Annotated in this window: 18 protein-coding genes; 7 read left to right on the top strand and 11 right to left on the bottom strand. The window is 71.2% G+C overall.

Going from position 1 to position 24,482, the window contains the following annotated elements; all coding sequences use genetic code 11:
- Both RIN75_RS32585 and RIN75_RS32580 read left to right on the top strand, forming a co-directional pair.
- Positions 1-356: SLC13 family permease (locus tag RIN75_RS32585; RefSeq protein ID WP_309115901.1), on the top strand; the 356-nt coding region annotated here is incomplete at its 5' end.
- 199 nt (positions 357-555) lie between these two features.
- Positions 556-2,562: an acyltransferase family protein gene (locus tag RIN75_RS32580; protein ID WP_309115904.1), complete on the top strand. Its 2,007-nt coding sequence runs from the start codon at positions 556-558 to the stop codon at positions 2,560-2,562.
- A 9-nt stretch (positions 2,563-2,571) separates the two neighbouring features.
- On the opposite strand, the gene RIN75_RS32575 is transcribed toward RIN75_RS32580, so the two are convergent.
- From RIN75_RS32575 to RIN75_RS32550, 6 genes are all read right to left on the bottom strand, one after another.
- Positions 2,572-3,435, bottom strand: a complete 864-nt coding sequence (locus RIN75_RS32575; protein WP_309115900.1) for a hypothetical protein — start codon at positions 3,433-3,435, stop codon at positions 2,572-2,574.
- Positions 3,435-3,788 carry a type VII secretion target gene (locus RIN75_RS32570; RefSeq protein WP_309115899.1) on the bottom strand — a complete coding sequence of 118 codons (354 nt, stop codon included), beginning with the start codon at positions 3,786-3,788 and terminating at the stop codon, positions 3,435-3,437. The genes RIN75_RS32575 and RIN75_RS32570 overlap by 1 nt, the downstream gene beginning before the upstream one ends.
- Before the next feature lie 16 nt (positions 3,789-3,804).
- Positions 3,805-4,335: a YbaB/EbfC family nucleoid-associated protein gene (locus tag RIN75_RS32565; protein WP_309115898.1), complete on the bottom strand. Its 531-nt coding sequence runs from the start codon at positions 4,333-4,335 to the stop codon at positions 3,805-3,807.
- A 78-nt stretch (positions 4,336-4,413) separates the two neighbouring features.
- On the bottom strand, positions 4,414-5,325 hold the full coding sequence (locus RIN75_RS32560; protein WP_309115897.1) for a hypothetical protein: 912 nt from the start codon (positions 5,323-5,325) through the stop codon (positions 4,414-4,416).
- A 195-nt stretch (positions 5,326-5,520) separates the two neighbouring features.
- Entirely contained in the window at positions 5,521-6,045 is a 525-nt protein-coding gene (locus RIN75_RS32555; RefSeq protein WP_309115896.1) for a PH domain-containing protein, read from the bottom strand.
- A gap of 44 nt (positions 6,046-6,089) precedes the next feature.
- Positions 6,090-12,296, bottom strand: coding sequence for a PA14 domain-containing protein (locus RIN75_RS32550; RefSeq protein WP_309115895.1), 6,207 nt, complete (start codon positions 12,294-12,296; stop codon positions 6,090-6,092).
- A 1,635-nt stretch (positions 12,297-13,931) separates the two neighbouring features.
- Between RIN75_RS32550 and RIN75_RS32545 the strand changes: the two genes are divergently transcribed.
- Entirely contained in the window at positions 13,932-14,057 is a 126-nt protein-coding gene (locus RIN75_RS32545) for a hypothetical protein (protein WP_309115894.1), read from the top strand.
- A gap of 585 nt (positions 14,058-14,642) precedes the next feature.
- Complete coding sequence (locus RIN75_RS32540; protein WP_309115893.1) at positions 14,643-16,157, top strand: SulP family inorganic anion transporter; 1,515 nt, start codon at positions 14,643-14,645, stop codon at positions 16,155-16,157.
- Positions 16,158-16,254: 97 nt separating this feature from the next.
- Here RIN75_RS32540 and RIN75_RS32535 read toward each other — a convergent pair whose 3' ends face one another.
- The 4 genes from RIN75_RS32535 to RIN75_RS32520 form a co-directional block, all read right to left on the bottom strand.
- Complete coding sequence (locus RIN75_RS32535) at positions 16,255-17,826, bottom strand: alanine/glycine:cation symporter family protein (protein ID WP_309115892.1); 1,572 nt, start codon at positions 17,824-17,826, stop codon at positions 16,255-16,257.
- Between the two features lie 79 nt (positions 17,827-17,905).
- Positions 17,906-18,181: a hypothetical protein gene (locus RIN75_RS32530; RefSeq protein WP_309115891.1), complete on the bottom strand. Its 276-nt coding sequence runs from the start codon at positions 18,179-18,181 to the stop codon at positions 17,906-17,908.
- Complete coding sequence (locus tag RIN75_RS32525; RefSeq protein WP_309115890.1) at positions 18,178-19,383, bottom strand: cation:proton antiporter; 1,206 nt, start codon at positions 19,381-19,383, stop codon at positions 18,178-18,180. The genes RIN75_RS32530 and RIN75_RS32525 overlap by 4 nt, the downstream gene beginning before the upstream one ends.
- A 214-nt stretch (positions 19,384-19,597) precedes the next feature.
- Positions 19,598-20,266 carry a TrkA family potassium uptake protein gene (locus RIN75_RS32520; protein ID WP_309115889.1) on the bottom strand — a complete coding sequence of 223 codons (669 nt, stop codon included), beginning with the start codon at positions 20,264-20,266 and terminating at the stop codon, positions 19,598-19,600.
- 16 nt (positions 20,267-20,282) lie between these two features.
- On the opposite strand from RIN75_RS32520, the gene RIN75_RS32515 reads away from it, so the two are divergent.
- The 3 genes from RIN75_RS32515 to RIN75_RS32505 are packed head-to-tail and all read left to right on the top strand — an operon-like array spanning position 20,283 to position 22,119.
- The gene (locus RIN75_RS32515) at positions 20,283-20,687 is read left to right on the top strand and encodes a helix-turn-helix domain-containing protein (RefSeq protein ID WP_309115888.1); all 405 of its coding nucleotides are present in this window, start codon (positions 20,283-20,285) and stop codon (positions 20,685-20,687) included.
- 59 nt (positions 20,688-20,746) lie between these two features.
- Positions 20,747-21,172, top strand: a complete 426-nt coding sequence (locus tag RIN75_RS32510) for an NfeD family protein (protein WP_309115903.1) — start codon at positions 20,747-20,749, stop codon at positions 21,170-21,172.
- Between the two features lie 2 nt (positions 21,173-21,174).
- The gene (locus RIN75_RS32505; protein WP_309115887.1) at positions 21,175-22,119 is read left to right on the top strand and encodes an SPFH domain-containing protein; all 945 of its coding nucleotides are present in this window, start codon (positions 21,175-21,177) and stop codon (positions 22,117-22,119) included.
- Positions 22,120-22,781: 662 nt separating this feature from the next.
- Here the strand turns inward: RIN75_RS32505 and RIN75_RS32500 are convergent.
- Entirely contained in the window at positions 22,782-24,380 is a 1,599-nt protein-coding gene (locus RIN75_RS32500) for a PucR family transcriptional regulator ligand-binding domain-containing protein (protein WP_309115886.1), read from the bottom strand.
- Positions 24,381-24,482 lie beyond the last annotated feature (102 nt).

The raw sequence follows: 24,482 nt of genomic DNA, 5'->3' as shown, positions 1-24,482 counted from the left end.
GGCAGCCGCTGCTCGCGGTGATGGTGCTGCTGGTGATCTCGGCGGTGTTGTCCGCGATCGTGGACAACATCCCTTATGTGGCAACGATGTCCCCGATCGTGGGCGAGCTGGTGGCGGCGCAGGGCGGCACGGCGCAGGCGGAGTCGCTGTGGTGGTCGCTGGCGTTGGGCGCGGACCTGGGCGGCAACGCCACCGCTGTCGGTGCCAGCGCGAACGTGGTCGCCCTCGGGTTGGCGGCGCGCAACGGCACACCGATCAGCTTCTGGACCTTCACCCGCTACGGCCTGGTGGTGGCGGCCCTGTCGATCGTGCTGGCCGCGCCGTACCTGTGGCTGCGCTACTTCGCGCTCGCGTGAGGTCGGGCGGGTTACGGGGAGTTGCGTCACGTTGACGGCCGCCGGCCGGTGTCGGGTACGGTTCGTGACTGACACCCGCCGACGGCGGGCTGTGGCGAGGTGTGCCGGGAAGTCTGGTCGGCGGTGGCCGAACCGTTCCCAGGAGTTGATCTTGCAGCACCTCTCGTCGGCGGACCGTCATGTCGACCCCTCGCTCGGGGTGCCGGCGGCACCCTCCGATGCGGCTCGCCGTTACCGGCCCGAGTTGCAGGGCCTGCGCGCGGTGGCGGTCCTGCTCGTCGTGGTCTACCACGTGTGGCTCGGGCGGGTTTCCGGTGGCGTGGACGTCTTCTTCCTCATCTCCGGGTTCCTCGTGACGGGGCAGCTGGTCCGGGCTGTCGTCCGGGGTGGGATCGACTTCGCGGCGCTGTGGGGCCGGATGGTCCGCCGCCTGTTCCCCGCCGCGTTGACCGTGTTGGCCGCGGTCATCGTGGTCGGCGTGCTCGTGCTGCCGGAGAACCGCTGGTTCCAGACCATCCGCGAGGTCGTCGCGGCGGCCCTGTACCTGGAGAACTGGCAACTGGTCGCCGACGCCGCCGACTACTTCCACCAGCACGACGAAGCCAGCGTCGTGCAGCACTTCTGGTCGCTGTCCATCCAGGGCCAGTTCTACCTGGTCTGGCCGGTCGCGATCGCGGTCGTGGCGGTGGTGGCGCGCCTGCTGGGTGTCGGGGTGCGCCGCGCGGTGGCCTGGTTCCTCGTGGTCGTGTTCGCCGGTTCGCTGGCCTACTCGGTCGTGTTGACCGGCTCGGACCAGCCGCTGGCGTACTTCCACTCGCTGACCCGGGTCTGGGAGTTCGCGTTCGGCGGCTTGCTGGCCCTGGTCGTCGACCGGGTCGCGCTGTCGCGGGGCGCGAGGGTGCTGCTCGGGTGGACGGGACTGGTCGGCCTGGTCGCCTGTGGACTCGTCCTGACCGTTGGCAGCGTCTTCCCGGGCTGGTTGGCGCTGTGGCCCACGGCCTGCGGAGCCGCGGTGATCGCGGCCGGGACGACCGGGAGCGCGGTGGGCGTCGACCGGTTCCTGGCCTCGCCGTGGGCCCGCTACCTCGGGGACCTCAGCTATGCGCTGTACCTGTGGCACTGGCCCGTGCTCGTGTTCTACCTCGTGATCCGCCACCGGGAGGCGGTGGGGTTGGCCGGCGGCGTGTTCATCATCGCGGTGTCCGCCGCGTTGGCCGTGGCCACCCACCACCTGGTGGAGTTGCCCACCCGGCGCACGGGGTCGGCGCGGACGCGTGACTCGTACCGGCTCGGTGTCCTGCTCCTGGTGCCAGTCCTGGTCGCGGCGGGGTGCTGGCAGTGGGTCAGCGAGCGCGAGGCCGCCTCCTACCAGGCCGCCGTCGACGACCCCGACCACCCGGGCGCCCCGGCGCTCGCCCCGGATTTCGAGTACTGGGGAGCCGAGGACGCCTCGATCGTGCCGCCGATGGTCACCCTGCCCAGGGATTTCGCGGGCATCACCGGCAGCCGGTGCGTGTTCTCGCCGGCGAACCGGGAGTTGGAGATCTGCACCGCTCCCGGGTCCGGCGCGCCGCGCAAGCGGATCGTGGTGGTGGGCGACTCCCACATGCAGCAGTTCCTCGCCGCGCTGGCGCCGATCGCCCACCGCCGGAACTGGCAGCTCACCTACGTGCTCCGGGGCGCGTGCCCGTTCTCCGCGGACTCCGAGGTCGTGCCCGGCGAGGCGGGCTGCGTCAAGTGGAACGCCGACGCGGCCCGGGAGATCCGGGCGATGCGCCCCGACCTGGTCTTCACCAACGGGACGCGGGACGTGCGCGTCGGCTTGACCGAGCAGACGCCCGAGGGGTTCGTCGCGCGCTGGCGCGAACTCGACCGCGCGGGCATCCCGGTCCTGGCGGTCCGCGACAACCCGCGCTTCAGCGTCGCGCCGTCGGCTTGCCTGGTGGCCAACGGCATGGACCCCGGCCCGTGCAGCGTCCCCCGTGCGGAACTCCTGGCCACCGAGGCGCCGTACACGCGGCTGACCGACCTGCCGCCGAACGTGTCCTTCGCCGACTTCAGCGACTGGATCTGCGACTACGAGCTGTGCCCGCCCGTGGTCGGCAACGTGCACGTGTACCTGGACGACAACCACCTCAGCGCCACCTACGTGACCACCATGACGCCGTTCGTCGAACGGGAGTTGGTGGCCCGGCTGGGTGAGTGACGGCCTGCGTCAGGCCGGTGCGGTCGCCTGGCTCTTCTTCAGCTCGTTGAGCGCGCGCCAGAACGCGTCGAACAGGTCGCGCAACTGCACCAGCCAGGTGAGCGCGCTCGACAGCGCCTTGCCCAGCGCCTTGAGCATGCTCGCCACGATCCGCACCACCTGGGCGATCTTCGCCGTGGCCTGCGCGACCACCAGGGGCGCGGCGGCGCCGAGCGTGCAGGCCAGTTCGATGGCCCAGCTCACCAGGGCGCCCGCGAGGGTGGCCAGCAGGTCGCGGATGGCGACGCGGATGCCGCCGACGACCTCGGCCATCGCCAGGGTGATCCCGGCGATGCCGTGCGCACCGCCCGCTGCGCCCTTGGCGATCCCGGCGACGCCGTCGGCCTTGCGCAGGTAGCCCTCGGCCGCGGCGCCCGTCCAGTCGGTGACCCCGCTGTTGGCGGCCTTCTCGAACTCCTCGCCCAGCTTGAGCATCTCGTTCTCGATGTTGGTCCAGGTCTGGGCGTACCCCTTGACCATGTCCGGGTTGCCGGTGACGGCGTGCAACGCGGCGCGGGCGGGTTCGACGTGTTCGAGCATCCAGGAGAACAACTGGCCGGCCACGTAGGCGATCGGGTCGACCGCGGCGCTCGCGACGTCGAGCGCGCCGGCCGCCACGCCGGAGATGATCAGGCCGAGGTCGTTCTGGTCGATGCCCTGGGCGATGGTCCACCCGGCCTCGAACGCGGTGATGCCGGTCATGAACCCGGTGCCGGACTCCGCGTCCGGCGCACCCATGTTCTCCAGGGGGTTGAGGTCCTGGAGGTAGTTGTTGCGCAGGTCGGACCGCTGGTCCACCAACGGGTTGGTGCTGCTGTCGTCGACGTCGACCATCAGTTCCCTCCACCGATCCTCGGGGCCTTGGCCGCCGCTTCGAGTGCCTTGACCAAGGCTTCGACGACCGCGCCGACGCGTTCTTCGGCCTCTTCGTAGGTCTTGGCCGTGTCCTTGAGCCCGTCGACCATCTGGTGCAGGTTCTCGGCGGTGGCGGCGAGGGTGTCCACACCGCGCTGCTGGGGCTCCTTGAGCAGCGTGGCGAACGGGCGGCAGAGCAAGCCGTAGGCGTCGTCAAGGGCGGCGACGTGGCGGCCCGCGTCGGCGGCGGTGTCCGCCCGGCCCGCGAAGCCGTCCACAGTGGACGCCTGGGTGAGCAGTTGGTCGGAGTTGACGGTGAACCCGTCGCTCATGCGTGGTGCTCCATCCTCAGCGCAGGAAGGTCCGGTCGTCCCAGTCCCCGTCGGTGTCGTCGCGGCGGGCGGGCCGTTGTGGCGGTGGTGGCGGGGCGGCGGTCCCGCGGTCGTCCTCGTCGAGCCGGCCGATCGCCAGGTCCTGCGCCGGCTCGTAGCCGGTGCCGCCGTCGTCCCGGAGGTCCGGGAACCGCTGCTCGTACTGCGCCGCGAGGTTGCGCGCCGGCTCGTCGTCGGCCGGCACGGTCTCCTGGATCAGCGCCCGCACCCGGTGCCGCAGGTCTGCCTGCGCCTTGCGCATGCCGGCCATGATCTGCGCCGACACGTGCGCCGGGTCCGCGCCGCGGGTGCGTTCGGACAGCGCGACGTCGGTCGGAACGCCGTTGGAGTCCACGGTCACGCGCACGGACCCGTCGGGCGAGGTCGCCGTGGCGCTGGTCGCGTCGAGCTGCTGCTGCAACTGGTTGTAGCGGACGGCCCGCTGTTCGAGGCCCGCCGCCCACTTCTCCAGCTCGTCGGCGGCCTTCAGGGGATCGGGGTTGATCAAGGTGTTCCTCCGGGTGTTTCGCCGATGGGACGTCGACGACCTCGCCGTCGTTCCCCCGGTGGACGGAAAGTCCGGGATTCATGGACGCGAGCGTGCGCGAACCCACCACCCCTTGCGCGACAGCAGCAGTTCACGGATGAGCACCGCGTCGTGGACGGGGATCATCCACTCGGCGGAGTCGGCGCGCAGCAGCAGCGCCGGACCCGGTTGCGCGTACAGCACCGTGCCGTCGGGCAGGGTGACCCAGGGGCGCAACGCCGGTGTCGGCGGGAGGGTGACGGCGGCGACGTCGTGGAGGCGCGCGAAGGGCACGGCGAAGTCCACGCGCGGGCCGGCACTCCGTCCTCTGTGGAACCTGGCCGACCAGCGGACGCCGTCCGTGCCGATCGCGATGCTCGCGGAGACCGGCGCGGGCGCGGTGATCGCGATCCGCGCGGGTACGGCGAGGTGGAAACCGGTGGCGCCCAGCTCGGGCACGAGCGGTGTGAGCAGGGCGCGGTGGGCGCGGTGCGCGGCAAGGCACGAACCGCCCGCGCACAACCACGCCGACGCGAACAGCGCACCCGCCACCCCGGCCGCGGCACCGGTCGCCGCGTTCACCGCGATCCCGAAGCCGGGGATCACGCCCAGCAGCAGTTGGCACCCCGCCACGAGGAAGGCGGTCGGCAGCCAGGACGGCGGGTCGGTGATCCCGCGCCCGCGCAACCGCAGCGCGCCGACCGCCGCGGGGACGGCGGCGCCGAGCGCGGGGACCGCGGCCCAGTCGCGGGCACCGGTCGCCAAGCCGAGGAAGACCAGGCAGATCGCCACGACGGCGAACGGGAAGACCACCGCCGACCAGAGCAGCCGCGTGCGCGCCAGGTGCCACCGGGGTCGCAGCACCCGGTCGACGCGCGCGTCGGCGGTCGCGGGAACCGCCTGCGGGATCAGGGGCATCGTGCCGGTGCCCGGTCGTCGGCCGAGGTGGTGCGGCACCACGTGCCCGACCACGCCGGGATCACCGCGGGACCGATCGCGGTCCGCGCGTCGGCAGCGCTCATGTGTGCTCCATCGGGGACGGCTGGGTACGACGCCGACCAGACTTCCCGGCACACCGAGGGCCACCGTACCGCGATGCCCGCCCGACAGTGCGCGGAACGGGCGTTTCACGCCGTCGAACCGGGGCGCACCCCTTCGCACAGCGGGTCAGCGGTAGACCAGCCACGCGTAGGCCAGCATGACGGCCAACAGCGCGGAGAACTTCACGAGGTGGAGGTCCCACTGCTCCCGGACCGGGCCGCCGGCCGCCTGCGCGCCGCGGAACGACTCGATCCGGGACCGCATGTCCCGCTGCCGCCGGTTGCCCCTCATGTTGTCGATGACCGAACCGCCGCCGACGGCGCAATCGATTCGGCGGCCCGAGGTGAGCACGATCGAAACCTGGGGAATGGCGTCGACGGAGTGGACGGCCGACCACGGGACGGAGTACTTCCGAAACCAGTTGACCACCGTCATGCCCGTGTCGGAGAGCACGATCCTGCTCTTCGCCACGAGCGACACCAGCCAGATCACCGAGACCTGCACGAACACCAGCAAAGCGGTGTCCTCGAAGGTGGAGCGCGCACGCCCCGTCCAGATCAGGGTGACCAGGACGGGCAGGCTCACGCAGGTCAGCGCCACGCCGGCGACCACGTGCGCCCGCCGCCGAAGGATCACGGTGGAACCGCTCATCCGGTATTCCTCCCGAGCCTGCCCGTCCCGGTACACCCATTACCTCATTGCGGCTTGCTGCTCCATGCCGAGTAATTCAGCGTGATGCTGAACCCGACATTGTTGACCGCCGCATTGTAGCCGAAGTTCTGCAATGTCCGACGCCAGGCGACCGGCGGTTTCTTCCAGTGCCGACCGGTTTGCCGGACAATGGGCGACGACCAGAACTTGCCGGCGAGGCGGCCCAGCCCGCCACCCACGGCCAAGGCCGCGACGTTGGCCGCCAGGTTGCCCCGGTTCACCGTTCCGGTCCTCCGGTACTCCGCGTAGGTCTGCGCACCGACCAGTGCCGCGCCGGCGAGAAGGCACGTGCCCGCCGACACCGCCACGCACGCGCCCGCGACGACAACGGTGGCGATGTCCCACTTGTTGCGCCACGCCCACTTGCCGAACTGCACGGTCTTGCGGGCGACGGCCGTGGCACCGCGCTTGACCGCGCCCCACGCCTTGCGGCACCAACCGCACCACCTGCCGTCGAGGTCGGTCTTGTTGACCGGATCCCCGCTGACGTAGTCGTAGTCGTTGGCGCTGCCGCCCTCGACGGGGTCGACGGACAGGAACCGGCCGAGCAGGGGGCTGTAGGGGCGGGCGCCCATCTGGACGATGGACAGGGCCCCGGCGTGCTCGTACGGGCGCTGGTGCTGCCCGAGCCAGCCGTGGTCCATCTGGCCGGGCTGGTTGTCCGGGACGTTGTCCGGGTCGACCGCGCCGGCCGCCGACAGCGGTTCGCCGAACGGGCTGAAGATGCGCAGGGCACCGACCTGCTTGCCGTCCGCCCCGGTGGTCAGGGCGAGGTCGCCGCGGACCGTGGGGTGGTCCAGGGTGGCCGCCGCGGCGGTGGGCCGCCAGGTGTGGAGGGCACCGCCGGGCAGGCTGATGCTGCGCGTCAGCACCTTGTTGTCCGCGCCCAGGGCGAAGTCGGCGGTGTCGCCGCTGCCGGTGTAGCCGTAGCGCACCTCGGTGACGGCGTCGCCCGCGGCGGCGTTCCGGCGGACGATCCGGTCGGCGGCGTCCCTGGTGTAGGACACGTCGGCCGGGTGAGCGCCGGTGGTGCGCAGGGCGATGTTGCGGTCCGCCCCGTCCCACGACAGGTGGGTCGTGGCGCCACCCGCGGTGTACTGGGTGGTGTTGCCGTTGTCGTCGTAGCGCACGTCGGTCACGGCGTTCGCGCCGACGGTGGCCAGCAACCGGTCCGCGGCGTCGTAGCAGTACGCCGTCTGCGCGACGCCCGACGCGGTTTCGTCCAGCAGCCGCATCCGGTTGGTGTTGAGCCCCGCGTTGGCCTGGGTGCCGGTCGGGCAGGAGGCGGACGCGGTGGAGGTGAAGTCGTAGGTGTAGTGGTGTCCCACGACCCACGCCTCGGTCAACCGGCCCGCCGCGTCGTAGACGTAGTTCGGCGCGCCCGGTCGCGCGTCGACACCGCCCAGGGTCTCGTCGACGACCGTGCCCGCCCGGGTGCGTCCCACCGTCGACTCGACGACGACGCCGTCGCTGGTCTTCCAGCGGTGCAGCAGCACCCGACCGGCGGCGTCCTTGCCGATCGAGTCCAGTGAGCTGCCGTTGGCGTAGGCGACCGACGCCGGCTCACCCGCCGCGTCGTAGGTCGCCGTGGCCAGCACGGCGTTGTCCAGGGACACGGTCAGCACGCGACCGGCGTCGTCGTAGGTGTAGGTCATGACCTGCGCGACGTCGGCGGGCAGGTTCGCCTTCTCCGACAGGACCCGCCCGGCCAGGTCGTAGCCGGTCTCGGTGCGCACGCCGTTGGCGTCGGTGTACTCGACCACGCGACCCAGCAGGTCCACCTTGGTGGTGACCGTGCCGTTGTGGTCGGACACCGAGGTGACCAGCGGGTCGCCGTTCACGGCGTGGTTGGTCGTGACGGTGCGCTCCGCCGCCGAGGGCGTGCCGGGGTACTTCACCGAGATCACCCGGTCGCGCTCGTCGTAGGTCGTGCACGTCCAGGAGCCGCTGGTGCCCTTCGCGACGACCCGACCCGAGGCGTCGTAGACCTGTTCGTCCTGGCGTGCCGCGCCGGTGGCCGGCACGGGCAGCCGGGTCAGCTTGGCCAAGCCCGCCTGGTTAACCGACTCGACCTCCGCCGTGCACGGGTTGTCCCGTGTCTCGGTGTCCCCGTAGTAGACGTAGGTGGCCTGCGAGCCGGTGGGCATCGTCTCGCCCGTCTTGCGCAGGTAACCGCTGCCGACCGCCTCGTAGCCGGTCCGCGTGATCAGCCCGTCGGTCCCCGAGCTGGTCTGGAGGCCGTAAGCGGCGTCCAGGCCGTTCTCGGTGAAGCTGGACGAACTCGCCGCGTTGGGCACGCCGTCGGACTCGTCCTTGACCTCGGAGGTGGTCAGGCCGTAGTTCGGCTTGAGGTACTGGCCGGGGATGGGCTCGTACACGCCGTCGGGGGCGCGCCGCCAGTTCAGGTGCAGTTGGCCGGGGCCCTGACCGTTGTAGTAGTCGATGCGGATGCGGTGGGTGGAGCCGGCTACGGTGTTGTTGTAGTCGCCCTTGGCCGGTCGGGGACCGCCGTCCGACCAGTTGTCGATGACCAGGGTGTCGTCGATCCACAGCCGGGAGCCGTCGTCGACGTGGGTTTCCAGGTTGTAGTTGCCCGCGTTGGGGAAGGTGATCTGGCCGGTCAGCCTGATCGAGAAGCGCCCGGCGGGAACGCCGGGAGCGGGCGAGGAGGTGTCGGTCCAGTCCGACCGGATGATGCCGTCGGACGAGCCCAGGCCGGTCTGGTGGACCTTCGGCGCGCCGGACAGCGTCGGGTTGTCGTAGATCGCCGCCGCGAGTCCTTGCAGGCCCTCGTCGTAGCCGGTGCGCGTGTGCGGCATCGTGGCCGCGCACGCCGCGGTCGGTTGCTGGCCGTTGAAGCAGTTCGCCGGCGCAGGTCCCCACCGGTCCGTGGGTCGGTCGTTGTGGTCGTAGACCGTCGTGGACACCCGTCCCGCGGTGTCGGTGGTGGTCAGCTTCATGTCCTTGGCGTTCCACGTGGTCCACGTGGTCTTGCCGGTGGCGTCGGTGGAGCTGAGCTGGCGGTCGGCGTCGTCGTAGGTCACCTTGAGGGCGTAGCCGGCGGTCGGGCTCAGCCCGGCGACGTCCACGAAGGTCTGCCGGTTGGGCGGGTCGTAGCGGAAGGTGCGGCCCGGTCGCTGCGCACCCGGTTGGCCGTTGGGCGCCGGGGCCTGCACCCTGGTCGCCCCACGGCGCGCGCCGACCGTCCCGTAGTCGATCACCGTGTAGGTCTCGGCGGTGTTGCGGGTGGCCGGGTCCTGCGCCGCCCAGTCGACCGCGCGGGAGTCGCGGATGGAGGCGAGGGTGCCGTCGGCGTTGAACCCGAAGTCGGTGAAGTCGTTGCCGGGGTTCTCGATGCGCGAGATCGCGCCGCCGCGGTACCAGAGCAGCGTTTGCTTGCCGTCCCAGTACTGGATGCGGCACAGCATCTGCGACGGGGGCAGCGCGTCCGAGCCAGGGGGCGGTGTGCGGCCCGCGTAGCAGTCGTCACCGGGGCGGTTGTAGAACAGGCGGTGCGAGCGCTGCGAGACGGGGTCGGTGATCTGCGCCAGCCGGGACGGCGGGCCGTTCCAGCTCATCACGTTCGCCGCGGGCTTGCGGCTGTCGACGACCGAGGACTTGGCAGCCAGGGTGCCGTCGGCGTTGAACGTGTAGACCTCGCCGCCCTCGTGCAGCGTGATCTTGCCGCTGGTGTCCAGGCCCAGGACGCCGTCGTCGCCGGAGGGCGGTTTGTAGGTGCCGGTCCCGGTCTTGGTCCAGGTGTGCTTGGTGCCGGAGGCGTCGGTCAGGACGATCGACTGGTCCTGCACCTGCGCCTTCGCGTAGCCCAGGCCGCCGCCGGTCGTGTTGGCGCTGAGCTGCCAGCCGGTCGGCAGCACGGGCAGCTCCTGGGTGTACAGCCACGAGGCCGGGACGACCTGCGGCGGCACCGCCTTGGCGCCCGCCTCGTTGGTCTGCACGAACAGCTTCATCCGCGCCGGGCCGGTGGAGTGGTACAGCTCGGCCTTGATCGGCACCCGCTGGCCCGCGGTCAGGGCGATCTCGGTGACCGGGCCGTTCTGGCCCGTCAGGGCGAAGTTGACGTCCGAGGTGTTGGGGTTGTTGTAGACCAACTGGTTGTTGACCCAGATCTTGGCGCCGTTGGCGTGCACACCACCGAAGTGGTAGGTGCCGGCCACGGGGACCTGGAAGAAGCCCTCCCAGCGACCCACGAACCAGTCCTGCCCCAGTGCGGGGCCGAAGACGGACTCGGTGCCCCAGTCGGCGTTGACCTGGGCCTCGTTGCGCACCAGCACCGGGTTCGCGTCGGGCGTGCCGGAGCGGGTGGTGTCGTTGAAGTAGGACGCGCGGAGCCCGAAGGGTTCCTTGGCCTGCGAGTTGTAGGTGAACGTCAGCCCCGACGAGCCCGCGACCGTGTTGTAGCTCGGCCCGTTGACCACCGTGTGGACGTTGCCGTTGGCCAGGTTCACCGTCACCGGCCCGACGGTGTCCTCCGGGGACGGGCCTGCGGCGCCGATGCGCTGGTCGACCTTGAAGCGGCCCACCCACCCGGGGTTCGTGGTGGTCACGCCGCCGCTGAGCGCGGTGAGCACCGTCCAGGTGTAGGTGGCGCCGTCGGTGAGCACACCGGGCGGGACGGTCCAGGTGTTGCTCGTGATGCAGCCGGAGTCGACCACGATGCCGGACTGCGCGTCGGGGCCGGTGGCGACCTTGAAGCAGTACAACGTGCCGTCACCGGACGGGTTGGACACCGGGCTGACCGACAGCGTCGGCGTCAGGTTGGTGATCACGCTGCCTTCGGCCGGGCTCACCAGCGTGGTCGCGGGCGGTGCGGTGCCGTGGTCGACGATCAGGTTGATCTGCATGTTCTTGTAGGACCAGGCGTCGGTCTCGCCACCGGTGACCATGAACCAGGCGCTGTTGTCCCGAGCCGCGACGCGGCCGGCGACGAAGTCGGTGAACGCCTTGGACTGCATGGAGCCGCGGTCGCCGATCGGCGCGGACGCCAGGTGCTGGCCGATGCCGTTGAAGTTCAGCGCGGACGCGTGGAACAGGTGGGAGTCCCAGGACAGCATGGAGCCGGTCTGGGCGTTGCGCCAGAAGTCCAGGCGCGCGCCGACCACGTTCTTGCCGAACAGCGGGTTGAAGTCGTACCGGAACGCGGTGCGCCAGAACGTGTTGCCACCGCCGGGGCCCGAACGGGAGTTGCCCACCGCGATGCCGCAGTTGGTGCACTGGTAGCCGTCGGACTTGTAGGCCCTGGACTCGTCGTCGTTGTTGAACCCGTAGGTGTAGGTCGGGTCGACCACCACCGGGTACACCCGCGACCTGTCGTCCAGCCACGCCTTGTCCACCGACACCGTCAGCAGCCAGGACTTCCCGTCCTGCCGCAAGCCGTAGGTGCCGCCGGTCTGCGCCGGTGGCTCGTTGCGCTCCGCGCTGCCCGCCGAGTCCCACGCCACGATCGGCGGCAGCGCCGCGACGACCGCGCCCGACGGGTCCTTGAGCACGACCCCGTCGTCCTTGAGCTCCGGGGTGAGCTTGCCGGTGTCCATCCGGAAGACCCAGCTGCCCCTGGCCGCCGACGCCTTCTTGACGATGATGGACTCCTTCACGCCGCCCGGCTCGACCTCGTACTCCAAGTCGGTGTCCGGCAGCACGTCCACATACGTCGCCTTCGAGTCCTTGACCTGCCTCGACGCGCGCCCTGCGCCTTCCATCGCGATCGTGACGCGCGAGCCGGCCGGGCCCAGCGTCACCAGGCCTGGGTCGTCGGCGGACGGCGCGAACTCCGGCCGCAGCCCGTGCGCCTCGACCCGGGCCCGCTTCGACACCCGGTCCTCGGCCAGCTTGGTCTGCACCGGCCGCCAAGCGCCCGTGTCGTCCCGGAAGCTGAGCGGGACCTTCGACAGCACCGTGGAGCGGGTGCCGTCGGAGTTGACGTAGTCGACCGACTTCTCGGCCCGCCCGACCTCGCGCGACGACTTCGCGTCGAACTTCGAACTCGCCCGGACCCCACCGGACTCGGCGCCCATCAACGGGCGGAAGTCACCCGCGGCCGTCGGCGAGGCGTGCTCACGCCCCTGCTGGGCCGGAGTCGGCCACGACGACAGTTGACGGGGGTCGTGCGACGGCGACGGTTGGGCGGTGGCCACGGCGGGCACCGCCTCCATCAAGGAGGCGACCAACACGGCGGCCGTCACCACGGCGACCGGCGATCTCCCACCGGGTCTCCGGGCGGGTCTGTCCCGCCTGACACCAGACAGTTTCATGCGAACTCCCGGACACGAGGAATGACGCGATTCGTCGGCTGAACACGACGAGGGCAGGGGCCGTTGTCGGCACTACCGCGCGGTGCAAGGAAAACCGACAGCGCGGCGGGAGCCGACACGGAACAGCCTGGGAGTGGACCCTCAGGCGAAATGGCGCGAAGATCAGGTGGTCAGACGGTCGCCTTGACCAGCGCAGGGGGCGAGAGGACGCCCGAACAGCGCCTGGTGGATGAACCCCGGACCACCAATCTGCGTAACAGCCTCACAGCACGCGGCACACGCACGGCCCCCCTTAAACGTGATCACCGAGTGTCGATCACCCCCCTCGGTGATCACCTAGCCACCCAGCGCACGCATCAGGGACGCTAACTAACGCCTTACACACACCACAGGGGTCGAACGGAGTAATCGCGGCGTCCGTTTCGCGGTGATGTTTGACCGCCTGGGAGCAGCTGCATGAGCACCTCCCCGCCGGGGACCGCGGGCCTTTCGCGGCAGTCCGAGCGCGAGCCGCTGCCTGGTCGTCCGGGGCCGGACTCCTCCGAAGTGGTCGAACCCGGCCCTGGCCCGACGCCCGTGAACGCCTCGCCGCGCGACCACCCCACCGTCGTGGAGGGCCCTGGCCCCCTTCATCCGCACCCCCTTCATCCGCACCGCCGCGCCGGAACCGGACTTCACCGGATCCGGACGGCCGCGGGTGCCCGGACCTAAAAATGGCCATCCAGGCCGCGCCGGCGGTGATCGCGCGTCGCGACCACTGCCACGACAACGGCGCCCTCGCCGGATTGGTGGGCACCTGCCTCGTGGAGGTGTGCGAGGGCACGCTCGCGCTCGGTCCCTGGGGCGAGAGCCGTGCACGGTCGCCCGTGGGGCAGCACGGTGTCCGTGAGCGTAGCTACGCAGCCGGTGTTGCCGCACCGATGGATGAACGAGATGAGGTACATCAGGGGGAGACGCTAGGCTGAGGTCGTTGACCGCCGGTCCAGAGCAGGGTGGTCATGGTGTGCCGGGAAGCCTGGTCGGCTCGTTGTCGATGCGACCACGTGGAGGCGGCCATGAGCACCCGCACACCTGACCAAGGCGATCGTCCACTCAGACCCGGCGGTCGTGACGACGTCGCTTCACCCGCCGTGTTGAGGATCCTCATCGGGGCGTTCGCCGGAGTCGCGGTGACCAACGTGGCGATCGCTTCCCGCGACCGCCTGGTCTGGCCTTGTGTCGCCGCCGCGCTGTGTTCGGCCGCGGCCCTCGGTCTGGTGGTCCTGTACCGGGCCGCGGTGGCCCAGCCGCCGTCCGGTCCCGGGGATCGCAACCAGTCGGCTCACGTCGCGCCGGTGCCGCCTCCGCGTCGTCCGACGGACGCGGCCGCTTCGACAGCCCCGTCCCCCTCCGCCGGCGAGCTCGGCACCCGGCAGCCCTGACCAGCCGTCACGCCGGCGATGGCCCCACCGGAAGCCGGATCGGCCAGCGGCCGGCGTCCACCCGGGCGCGGTCTTCGGCCACGCGGCGACGGCGCGACCAGCCAGGTCGGCCGACTCCTCCGCCGCCCGGGCGGTGGTCGCCGGACCGCACTGGTCGTCCGCCGTGGCGGGCGGTGTGGTCGGCGGGGCGCTCGTGCACTTCGTCGGCCTCGCGCTGCTGTGGACCGCCCACGACCGGGACCCCTCGCGCACCGACTGATCGCGACACCCACGAGAGCGGGCGGGCTGCCGGGTCCGGGGCGGGTGGCCGCCGGCGTCGGCGACGATCTCCTGCTCCGGCTTCCCGCGGACGACCGGCGTCCCCCTTGGCCCGACGAGCGCCTGGCGACGATGCCCGCAGCCCGGCTCGTCCGAGCAGGGGGAGTCCGGTCGGCGATCACGCGTTGTGCTCACGTCTCGTGCTCAACTCGTCCGCCCCGACGGGCGCGGCTTCACCGATACAGGTAACATCGTGCTTGCGAGTGAACACAGACCGTGTGTCTCCGGTCACCTCGGGCGCTCGCGACGACGAGATCCCGAAGATCTCGGCCACCTCGCCGGCACGCCACGTGGTCCACGTCGAATACCGCGTTTTGCCTGCTCAGTAGGCGGTCGCGGGAAGCTGTGACACGGTGGGCGCTTGCTCGGCGACGCTCGGCAACCGTGTCCGGCCGGCTCATCCATCAGGGTCCTTGACCTTGCCTTTACTAACACTTTGCGACACGTTGGAGATCACGAGGTAGGGGAGTCCGATCGGCAGCCGCTCACTGTGCGTGCACGAGGCTGTCGGGAGCGAGGGGAGCCCATGATCCAACGCGTCATCAGAGAGGTGCTTTCCGGTCTGACGGTGGCCGTCGTCGCGCTGCCGCTGGCCATCGCCTTCGGCGTCACCGCGACCGGCACCTCCGAGGGTGCGCTCGTCGGGCTGTACGGCGCGATCTTCGCGGGTTTCTTCGCGGCGGTGTTCGGTGGCACGCCCGCCCAGGTGACCGGCCCGACCGGTCCGATCACCGTCGTCGCCACCGGGGTGATCGCCGCGCACGGCCTGCAAGGCGCTTTCCTCGCGTTCGTCATGGCGGGCGCGTTCCAGATCCTGTTCGGGGTCTGCCGGCTCGGGTCGCTCATCCGCTACATCCCCCACCCCGTGGTGTCGGGGTTCATGGGCGGGATCGCGTTGATCATCATCCTCGGCGAGATCGACCAGGCGCAGCGCAGCTTCCTGGTCGTGGCGGCCACGATCGTGGTCATGCTGCTGTCCGCCCGCGTGGTCAAGTCGATCCCGGCCAGCCTGGTGGCGCTGGTGACCATCACCGCGGCGTCGCAGGTCGTCGGCTCGCTGCTGCACGACCTGCGGCTGGGGCCGATCCCGCTCAACTCCGCCGTGGACTACATCGGCCGCATCCCGGAGGCCATCCCGTCGATCGCCATCCCCGACGTCACCGGCTCGCAGCTGCTCACCCTGGTGCTGCCCGCGATCAGCATCGCGCTGCTCGGCTCGATCGACTCGCTGCTGACCTCGGTGGTGATGGACAACATCACCGGCAACCGCCACCGCAGCAACAAGGAACTGGTCGGCCAGGGGTTGGGCAACATGGCCAGCGGGCTGTTCGGCGGCATGGCGAGCGCCGGCGCGACCGTCAGGTCGGTGGTCAACGTCAGGAGCGGCGGTCGCACCGGGTTGTCGGCCGCCACGCACAGCGTCATCCTGCTCGCGCTGGTGGCCGGGCTGGGCGGCGTTGTGCAGTACATCCCGCTGCCGGTGCTGTCGGGCATCCTGATCCTGACCGCGATCGGCATGTTCGACTGGGAGAGCCTGCGCAAGGCGCGGGTCTCCCCGCGCGGCGACGTGGTCGTGATGTTCACGACGATGGTCGTCACCGTGCTCGTCGACTTGACCGCGGCGGTCGCGGTCGGCGTCGCCCTGGGGCTCGTCGTCCACGCCACGCAGTCGCGCCGGCGCAAGGCGTCGGTGGTCCACGACGGCGCGGACACCTACCGCATCGACGGCCCCCTGTCGTTCCTGTCCGTCGACCGCGTGTTCACCCAACTGCGCAATGGGCGGCAGAAGCTGTCGCTGAGCCTGGAGAACGTGGACTACATGGACGTGTCCGGGGCGAAGGCGCTGCTGACCTTCATCGACCACTCGCACAAGGCCGGCGTCACCGTCGGCCTGAAAGACCTGCCACGGCACGTCGAGGACCGGCTCACCGCGCTCGCGACCGAGGAACAGCTCGGCAGGCTCGACACCGTGCTGGAGAGCCGGATGACCGGCTCCCGGCCCGGGCGGACACCGGACGCCGCCGAAGAAGCGGCGGGGTGACCGGGAATCACGGAGTCCGTCCGAGCTTGCCCGAACGGGCGATCCCGCCCGCGGCGGTGCGGGGGGTGATCCACGCCCTTGGACCACCCCCCGCGGTTCACTTGGCCTCGACGGCGGTCTCGTCTTCCACGCGCCCGCTCTTGAGGTATGCGCGGAACTCGACCAGCTCCCGCTTGACGACCGGAGCGAGCAGGTACAGGCCGATGATGTTGAACAGGGCCAGTGCGAACAGCACGGCGTCGGCGAAGTCGAGCACGCTGCCCAGCGTGAGCACCGAGCCCACGACCGTGAACAGGCAGAAGATGATCCGGTAGGTCATCTCACTGCCCTTGGACTTGCCGAACAGGTAGGTCCACGACTTCTCGCCGTAGTAGCTCCACGTGATGATGGTGGAGACGGCGAACAGCACCACGGCCACGGTCAGCACGTAGGGGAACCACGGCAGCACCGTGCCGAAGGACTCGGACGTGACCGTGACGCCGTCCGGGCGCGGGCCGCCAGCGGCGAACGTGGCCTGGGCGTCGCGCCAGAACTGCGTCTGGGCGATGACGATCGTCAACGCCGTCATGGTGCAGATGACGACGGTGTCGATGAACGGCTCCAGCAGCGCCACGTACCCCTCGGTGACCGGCCGGCGGGTCTTCACCGCGGAGTGCGCGATCGACGCCGACCCCAGGCCCGCCTCGTTGGAGAACGCCGCCCGCTGGAACCCGACGATCAGGGCGCCGACAGCGCCTCCCGCGACGCTGTCGGCGCTGAACGCGCCGGTGACGATCTCGCCGATGGCGGCGGGGATCGTGGTGATGTTGAGCAGGATGACGACGAGGCACGCCGACACGTAGATGATCGCCATCGCGGGCACGAGGCGCCCGGTGACCTTGCCGATCGACTTGATGCCGCCCAGGATCACCAGGCCGACGACCACCGCCAGCACGATGCCGACGACCAGTGCCGCGCCGTCGCTGCCCAGCACGCCCTCGTCGCCGCCGGTCACGGTGCGCAGCTGCGCGAAGGTCTGGTTGGCCTGGAACATGTTGCCGCCCGCGATCCCGAAGAACAGGATCATGACGGCCGCGGCGGTGGCCAGCACGCGGCCGACCGCCTTGCCCGCCGCGTTGGGGAACCGTTCGGCGATCCCCTTGCGCAGGTAGTGCATCGGGCCGCCGGACACCGATCCGTCGGGGTGCACGTCCCGGTACTTCACGCCGAGGGTGCACTCGACGAACTTCGTGCACATGCCCAGCAGGCCGCACAGGATCATCCAGAACGTCGCGCCGGCGCCGCCGATGGTCACCGCGACGCCGACGCCCGCGATGTTGCCCAACCCGACCGTGCCGGACACCGCCGAGCTGAGCGCCTGGAAGTGGCTGATCTCGCCCGGGTCGTCGGGCTTGCTGTGCTTGCCGCGCACGATCCGCAGCGCGGTGCCGAAGCCGCGCAGCTGGATCACCCCGAAGTAGGCGGTGAAGATCGCGGCGGCGACGACCAGCCAGCCCACGATCCAGGGGAAGGTCACCCCGAACACTGTGATCTGGGCGAAGATGAACGACGACAGCGCCTCGGACACGGGCGTGAACGTGCTGTTGATCGCCTCCTCGATCGAGGAGAGCGTGCCGCCCTCGGCGGCCAGCACCGTCGTCGAGGGCTCTGGTGGTGGACTCGTGGTCATGGGCGCGCAGTGGACCGCATCGACCCCTTCGCGGCAAGACTTCTTTGGGAAGGCTTGAGGTTCGGGCCTTCGGGTTCGCTCATGATCGACGGTTGCCGTGCCGTCCGGTCGGCCGATCGGCGGCGGAGTGTCGCCTCCGGTCGATCCACGGCTTAGCCAGGCACGCAAGGCTCGTCGCGGTGACGAGCAGGCCGAGCAGATCGGCGACGTGACCGGTGAGCTTCCCGTCGAGCCACACCAGGGCCCAGCCGAGCACCGCGGCGAGCCGCACGTACCGCCGGTGTCGCGGGATGGCGGCGAAGGACACCATGATCAGCGTCGCCAGGCCGACCGCCACCGCCGTCGTGGCGTTCACGGCTCGCGCCTGGTGGTTTCGGGCAGGCCGGTGGGCAGGTTGTCCGGTGGTTCGACGGCGAGGGCCTTGGCGACGGGGACGTCGGTGGAGGAGTGCAGCACGATCGACAGGGCGATGGTGACGGCGACGAGGTCGAACACGTGCTCGCCGGCCGGTATGCCGGCTTGCAGGGCGAGCAGGACGTAGACGACCGACGCGAAACCCTTGGGACCGAACCACGCCGCCACGGAACGTTCGCGGGCGGGCAGCGGGGTGCGCAGCAGGGACAGCATCATCGCGGCGGGCCGGACGAGCAGGATCGCGATGACCGCCACCGCCCAGTCGCCGAGGGTGAGGTGGGAGATCCGCTCGGGGGTGATGAGCGCGCCGAACACGAGCAGGGCGGCGAACTTCGTGGTTTCGGAGAGCAGGTCGCCGAAGTGTTCGAAGTGCTCGGCGGTGACGCGGTCGAGGGTGGCCAGGGCGGAGCCGGCGGCGAAGGCGGCGAGGTAGGGGTTGGCGTGGGTGAGGTGGCAGCCGGCGTAGACGATGACCCCGATGGCCAGCGGTCCCAGTGCTTGCAGGCGTGGTTCGGCGGTGAGGGCCTTGAGCCGCCAGGCCAGCGCGACCACGGCCGCCACCGCGATGCCCAGCGCCAGCCCGGCGACGAGTTCGATGCCGATGGTGGCGAAGTCGGTGTCGCTGTTGGTCGCGGTGGCCAGGAAGATCAGCACGAACGGCAGGGCGAGGCCGTCGTTGAGCCCGGACTCGACGTTGAGCAGGCGGCGCAGGCGCAGCGGGACGTCGGCGCGGCCGACGATCGCCGAGGCGAAGACCGGGTCGGTGGGGGACAGGATCGCGCCGACCAGCAGCGCGGTCGTCCAGTCCAGGCCGGCGAGGAAGTGCGCGGGTATCGCGATGCCGATCATGGTCAGTGGCATGGCCAGGCCCAGCGCCCGACCGGAGAGCCGCCAACCTTCGCGCAGGGCGGGCAGGCCGGCGCGTTGGCCGTCGGTGAACAGGACGGTGAACAGCGCGAGGTCGGCCAGGCCGGTGACGAACGCGCCGTTGGAGGGGATGTCGACCCAGCCGAACCCGCCTTGGCCGATCAGCGCGCCGGCGAGCAGGAACAGCAGTGCGGTGGACAGCACGGTGCGGGCGGCCAGGCCGGACAGCGACACGCTGATCAGCAGCACCACACCGAAGGCGAGGACAAGCGCCATTGAGCGAACTCCGCGGTCGACTACACCCCCCGCGCGGTCGCGGAGGCATGTGCCGACCAGGCTTCCCGGCGCTCCGAGCGGACAGCCTGCCCGATTCCGACCGCGCGCGCAAAGGAATCGTCAAACCGACCGCACGCGGAGCCCGGCGCTGCGCGCGCCGGGACGAGGCGATCAGGAGAAGCACGACACCCACCCGTCCGTCGAGCCGCGACGGTCAGAGCGAGTCGGCGAACCGTTCGACGTCGGCGATGCGGCCGATGGCGACGATGAGGTCGCCGTACATCAGGACCGTGTCGGGGGAGACGGGGCGGTAGCCGGTGTCGTCGACGTGGCTGCGGCTCGACACGATGTTCACCCGGTACCGGGACGGGAGGTCGGACTGCCCCGGGGGGACGCCGACGAGGTCCTTGGGCGGCTGGGTCTTGACCATCGCGTACTCGTCGTCGATCTCGATGTAGTCCAGCATCCGACCGGACACCAGGTGCGCGACCCGCTGGCCCATGTCGTGCTCGGGCAGCACGACGTGGTGCGCGCCGACCCGTTCGAGGATGCGGGCGTGCTGGCGGGTGATCGCCTTGGCCAAGATCCGTTCGACGCCCAGGTCGACGAGGTTGGCGGTGGTGAGGATGCTGGCCTCGATGTCGGTGCCGACGGCTACGACGGCGCGGTCGTAGTCGGCGACGCCGAGTTCGCGCAGCGTGTCCACGTCGGTGGAGTCGGCGGTGACGACGTGCCCGAGACTGCCCGACAGGCGCCGGACGACGTCCTGCCGGGTGTCGACGGCGAGCACGTCGGTGCCCTGGTCGACCAGTTCGAGGGCGAGCGCGGAACCGAAGCGGCCCATGCCGATGACCACCACTTGTTCGCGGTCGGACTTAGCCAACGATGGTCCTCTCCTCGTGTTGTTCGTAGCGGCGCTGCCGTTCGCGCAGGGCGAGGGCGGAGGCCAGGGCGAGCGGGCCGATGCCGGCCGACCTGGTGTCGGCGGTGCTCTCGCCGCTGGAGCAGCCCGCGGCGGCGGGGACGCGCTGGTGGAGACGTTGGCGGCGTACTTCGCCGCGGGTCGGGTGGCGACGGACCGCGCGCGGGCGTTGCACATCGGCGCGCGGACGGTGACCTACCGGCTGAAACGGGTCGAGGAGTTGACCGGGTACTCCGCCGACGACCCGGTCCAGGGGCTCGGCCTGCACATCGCGGTGCTTGGGGGCGAAGCTGCTCTGAGGTTGCCGGAGGTCGGCGAACAGCGGCCGGTTTCCTGGCCGATCGCGGTCGTTGTCGGCCGGTCGGCCGCGCGGCAGCATTGACGCCACGCCGATGCGGGGGTGTCGGCGGCGATGACCGGCCAGGGGGAGGAACACGCGTGATGTGGGTGCTCTGGCTGGTCCTCGCAGGTGTCCTCGGTGTCGCGGAGGTGTTCACGCTCACCGCGGCGTTGTCCGTCCTCGGCGGCGCGGCGCTGCTCACCGCGCCGGTCGCCGCGCTCGGCGCGCCGCTGCCGGTGCAGTTGGTCGTGTTCACCGTCGCCGCCGGCGTCGGACTGGTGCTGCTGCGGCCGATAGCGCTGCGCCACCGCGCGCGGCCGGCGGACGACGGGTTCGGGGTCGACGCGCTGATCGGTGCGCACGCGCAGGTGCTGTGCGAAGTGCGGCCGGACGCCGGGCTGGTGAAAGTGCGCGGCGAGGAGTGGACCGCCCGGTCCTTCGACGACACCACCGTGATCCCCGCCGGCACCACGGTCGAGGTCCTGCGCATCAGCGGCACCACGGCCTTCGTCCACCCGAGGAGTTGATCGTGGAGTCCCAAGTCGCCCTGGCCGTGGCGCTGGTCGTCGTGCTGCTCGCCGCGCTCACCGTCGCTCGCGCCGTGCGGATCGTCCCGCAGGGCAAGGCGAGCAACATCGAGCGCCTGGGCCGGTTCCACCGCACGCTGCGACCCGGCCTCAACCTGGTCGTCCCGTTCGTGGACCGGGTCCGGCAGACCCTCGACCTGCGCGAGCAGGTGGTCTCCTTCCGGCCGCAGCCGGTGATCACCGAGGACAACCTGGTGGTCGAGATCGACACGGTCGTGTACTTCCAGGTCACCGAACCCCGTGCCGCCGCCTACGAGATCGCCGACTACCTGCAGGCCGTGGAGCAGTTGACCGTCACGACCCTGCGCAACGTCGTCGGCTCGATGGACCTGGAAGCAACGCTGACCTCCCGCGACACCATCAACAGTCGGCTGCGCGGGGTCCTCGACGACGCGACCGGCAAGTGGGGCCTGCGCGTGAGCCGGGTGGAGATCAAGGCCATCGACCCGCCGCAGTCCATCAAGGACGCGATGGAGAAGCAGATGCGCGCCGAACGCGACAAGCGCGCCGCCATCCTCACCGCCGAAGGCCGGCGGCAGGCGCAGATCCTGACCGCGGAAGGCGACCAGCGCGCGGCCGTCCTGCGCGCCCAGGGCGATCGGGAGGCGGAGGTCCTGCGCGCGCAAGGACAGGCCCGCGCGATCGACGAGGTGTTCCAGGCCGTGCACCGCAACAACCCCGACCCGAAGCTGCTGGCCTACCAGTACCTGCAGACCCTGCCGCAACTCGCGCAGGGCAGCGGCAACACCGTCTGGGTGGTCCCCGGCGAACTCACCGCCGCGCTCCAGGGGCTGTCCCAGGCCTTCACCCCGGCGCGGGCCGCGGACGAGCCGCGCACACCGACCGCCGCGGTGCCGGAGCAGCACACGGCCAACGGGCACTCCTGACCGCCGGGGAACGGTAGCGGAGCGAGCCCTCACCAGGGCGCGCCGGAACGCGAGCGCGACACACGCGCTCCGGCGCGCCGCCGGGTCGCACGGTGATCCGTCTTCGGGCCGCGCCGCGTGGCACCCGGATGTGCGGGAGTGCGCGCGGACAGTCAGCGGTTGTGCGGGAAAGCGGTCCCTCGGGCACGTGCTCGCGGAGCCCGCTCTGACCGAGCCCATGCCGGCGAACGCGCCGGCCAGGCCCCGACCCGGCAGCTGTGCGTGTCCGCGTGAACCCTCGCCGGCTACACCCCCGGCGGACGTGGGCTGCCGATCGCGGACGTGCCGTTCGCCACCGACAACGGCGCGTACACCGAGACCGCTTCGCGAAGCCTGTCGTCGAGGTTGACGATGACGGCGAGCAGCCGCGGCTCTTGTGCCGGGTCGGGCCGCAGTCCCTCCCCGGTCTGGTCGACAGCGACACGTTCGAGGCCGTCCGGGCTCGCCGCGCTTCCCGCGGATCGAAGTCAGGCGGCGTGCGCGTGACCGCGCGCAAACGCCATGACCACACCCTCAAAGCACTGCTCGCCAACCGTCGACCAAGCCGGGCCAGGGGCGCGGCAGCGTGGACTTGCCGGAGGCGTTCGCGCCGACGATCACGGTGATCCGGCCGGGTGCCCCGGTCAGGTCGAGGTCGGTGATGGCGGTGCGGTCATGCGCAGGACGGCGAGCGCGATGAGGGCGACGTGCAGTTCGGTGCGTTGCTCGCCCACTTCGAGGTCGCGGTCGAGCAGGCGTTCCAGTGCGCGCAGGCGTTCGTAGAGGGTCTGCCGGGACAGGCCGGCGCGGCGCGCCGCGACGGTCTTGTTGCCCGCGGCGTCGAGGTAGTGGCGCAGCGTGGGCAGCAGGTCGGTGCCGTGCTTGGCGTCGTGCTCGACCAGCCGGCCGACCTGCCGTTCGACGTAGTCCTGGACGCGGACGTCCGTGCGCAGGGTGTGCAGCAGGTGCCGCAGGCCGATGTCGGCGAGCTGGTGGTAGAGCCGGTCGGAGCCGGGGAGCACGGCTTCGGCGACCCGGCCGGCTTCCCGGAAGGAGCGGGCGACGTGCGAGAGGTCGCCGACCTCGCACCCGACGCTCACCACCGCGTCGGGGTCGGCCTCGCGCGCGGTGCGGCTCAGCCGCTCCACGGCGGGCTGCCAGGACTGTCCGCGGCGCAGGGCGAGCAGGACCCCGACGCGGCGGTCTTCGAGCGCGCCGACCAGGCCCGTCCGTTCGAACGCCGGTGCGATCAGGGTCTCGACCTCGGTCGCGTCGTGCCGGGTGTCGACCAGCACGGCGAGGAAGGTGGCGTCGGTCGTCGGCAGCCCGAGCGCGCCGGCCCGGGCGCGGGCTTCGGCGGGGGAGCGGTGGCGTTGTTCGGCGATGTCGCGCAGGACGTGGCGGTGCGCGCGGCGCTCCCAGGACGTGGTGTGGATGAGCCGGGCGATGGTCAACGTCATCGCCGCCCGTTCGAGCACGGTGACGTCCTCGGCGCTGAAGCCGGGGGTGCCGGGCGTGGGCAGCATGACCACCCGGCCCCAGCGTTCGCCCTGGAACTCCACGGGCGTGGTCAGCCAGCCGTCCGGTTCGTGCAGCGTCGTGCGGTCCTCGACGGCGGCGGACCTCGACCGCCGCTCCCAGTGCGCGAGCGCCTCTTCCGCGCTCACGCCGACGGGTTCGCAGAGCACCGCCTGGTGGGCCAGGTTCTCCAGCACGACGGTGTGGCGGCCCATCTCGGCCGCGGTCCGCACCACGTCCTCCGGCCCGGCGCCGCGCAGCGTCAACGCGGTGAACGTGTCGTGGATGTGCTGCGTGCGGCGCAGGACCTCGGCCTGGTTGCCCAGGATCAGCGCGTGGACGACCTGCGTGACCTCCAGGAAGTTGACGTCCCGCGCCAGGGTCACCAGCGGGAGGTCGCGGGCGCGGCAGGCGCGGACCAGCGCGTCGGGCGCGCGGTGGAAGCGGCGGACGAGTTCGAGGACCAGTGCCGCCGCGCCGGCGTCGGCGAGTTCGTCGACGTAGCGGCGCACCTCGGAGGTGTCGCCCGGCAGCGGCACGCCGGTGGTGAGGACCAGTTCGCCGCCCTTGAGGAACGACGCGGGGTCGGTCAGCTCGGTGATGTGCACCCAGCGGACCGGCCGGCGCAGGCCCGGCTCGCCGACGACGACCTCCGGCAGCCCCGCGGCCAGCACGGGCAGCGCCAGCACGTCCGCCACCGTCAGGGCCACCGGGTTCTCGGGCACGCCGCCACTTTGACAAGCGCCTCCCACCTGTGCAAGCGCGGATCGCGCCGACCGACCGGCGGCAACGGGGGCGGTCCCGGCGGATCGAGGTTGACAAAACGT

The sequence above is a fragment of the Saccharothrix sp. genome, from assembly GCF_031180885.1.
Lineage (GTDB): Bacteria > Actinomycetota > Actinomycetes > Mycobacteriales > Pseudonocardiaceae > Actinosynnema.
This window is presented reverse-complemented; position numbering and strand designations above follow the sequence as displayed.

Bases quoted from the DNA above. Each gene is read 5' to 3' on its own strand.
- RIN75_RS32570 (WP_309115899.1), bottom strand. From the start codon at position 3,788: ATGAGCGACGGGTTCACCGTCAACTCCGACCAACTGCTCACCCAGGCG.
- RIN75_RS32535 (WP_309115892.1), bottom strand. From the start codon at position 17,826: ATGACCACGAGTCCACCACCAGAGCCCTCGACGACGGTGCTGGCCGCC.
- RIN75_RS32540 (WP_309115893.1), top strand. From the start codon at position 14,643: ATGATCCAACGCGTCATCAGAGAGGTGCTTTCCGGTCTGACGGTGGCC.
- RIN75_RS32555 (WP_309115896.1), bottom strand. From the start codon at position 6,045: ATGAGCGGTTCCACCGTGATCCTTCGGCGGCGGGCGCACGTGGTCGCC.
- RIN75_RS32575 (WP_309115900.1), bottom strand. From the start codon at position 3,435: ATGGTCGACGTCGACGACAGCAGCACCAACCCGTTGGTGGACCAGCGG.
- RIN75_RS32510 (WP_309115903.1), top strand. From the start codon at position 20,747: ATGTGGGTGCTCTGGCTGGTCCTCGCAGGTGTCCTCGGTGTCGCGGAG.
- RIN75_RS32525 (WP_309115890.1), bottom strand. From the start codon at position 19,383: ATGGCGCTTGTCCTCGCCTTCGGTGTGGTGCTGCTGATCAGCGTGTCG.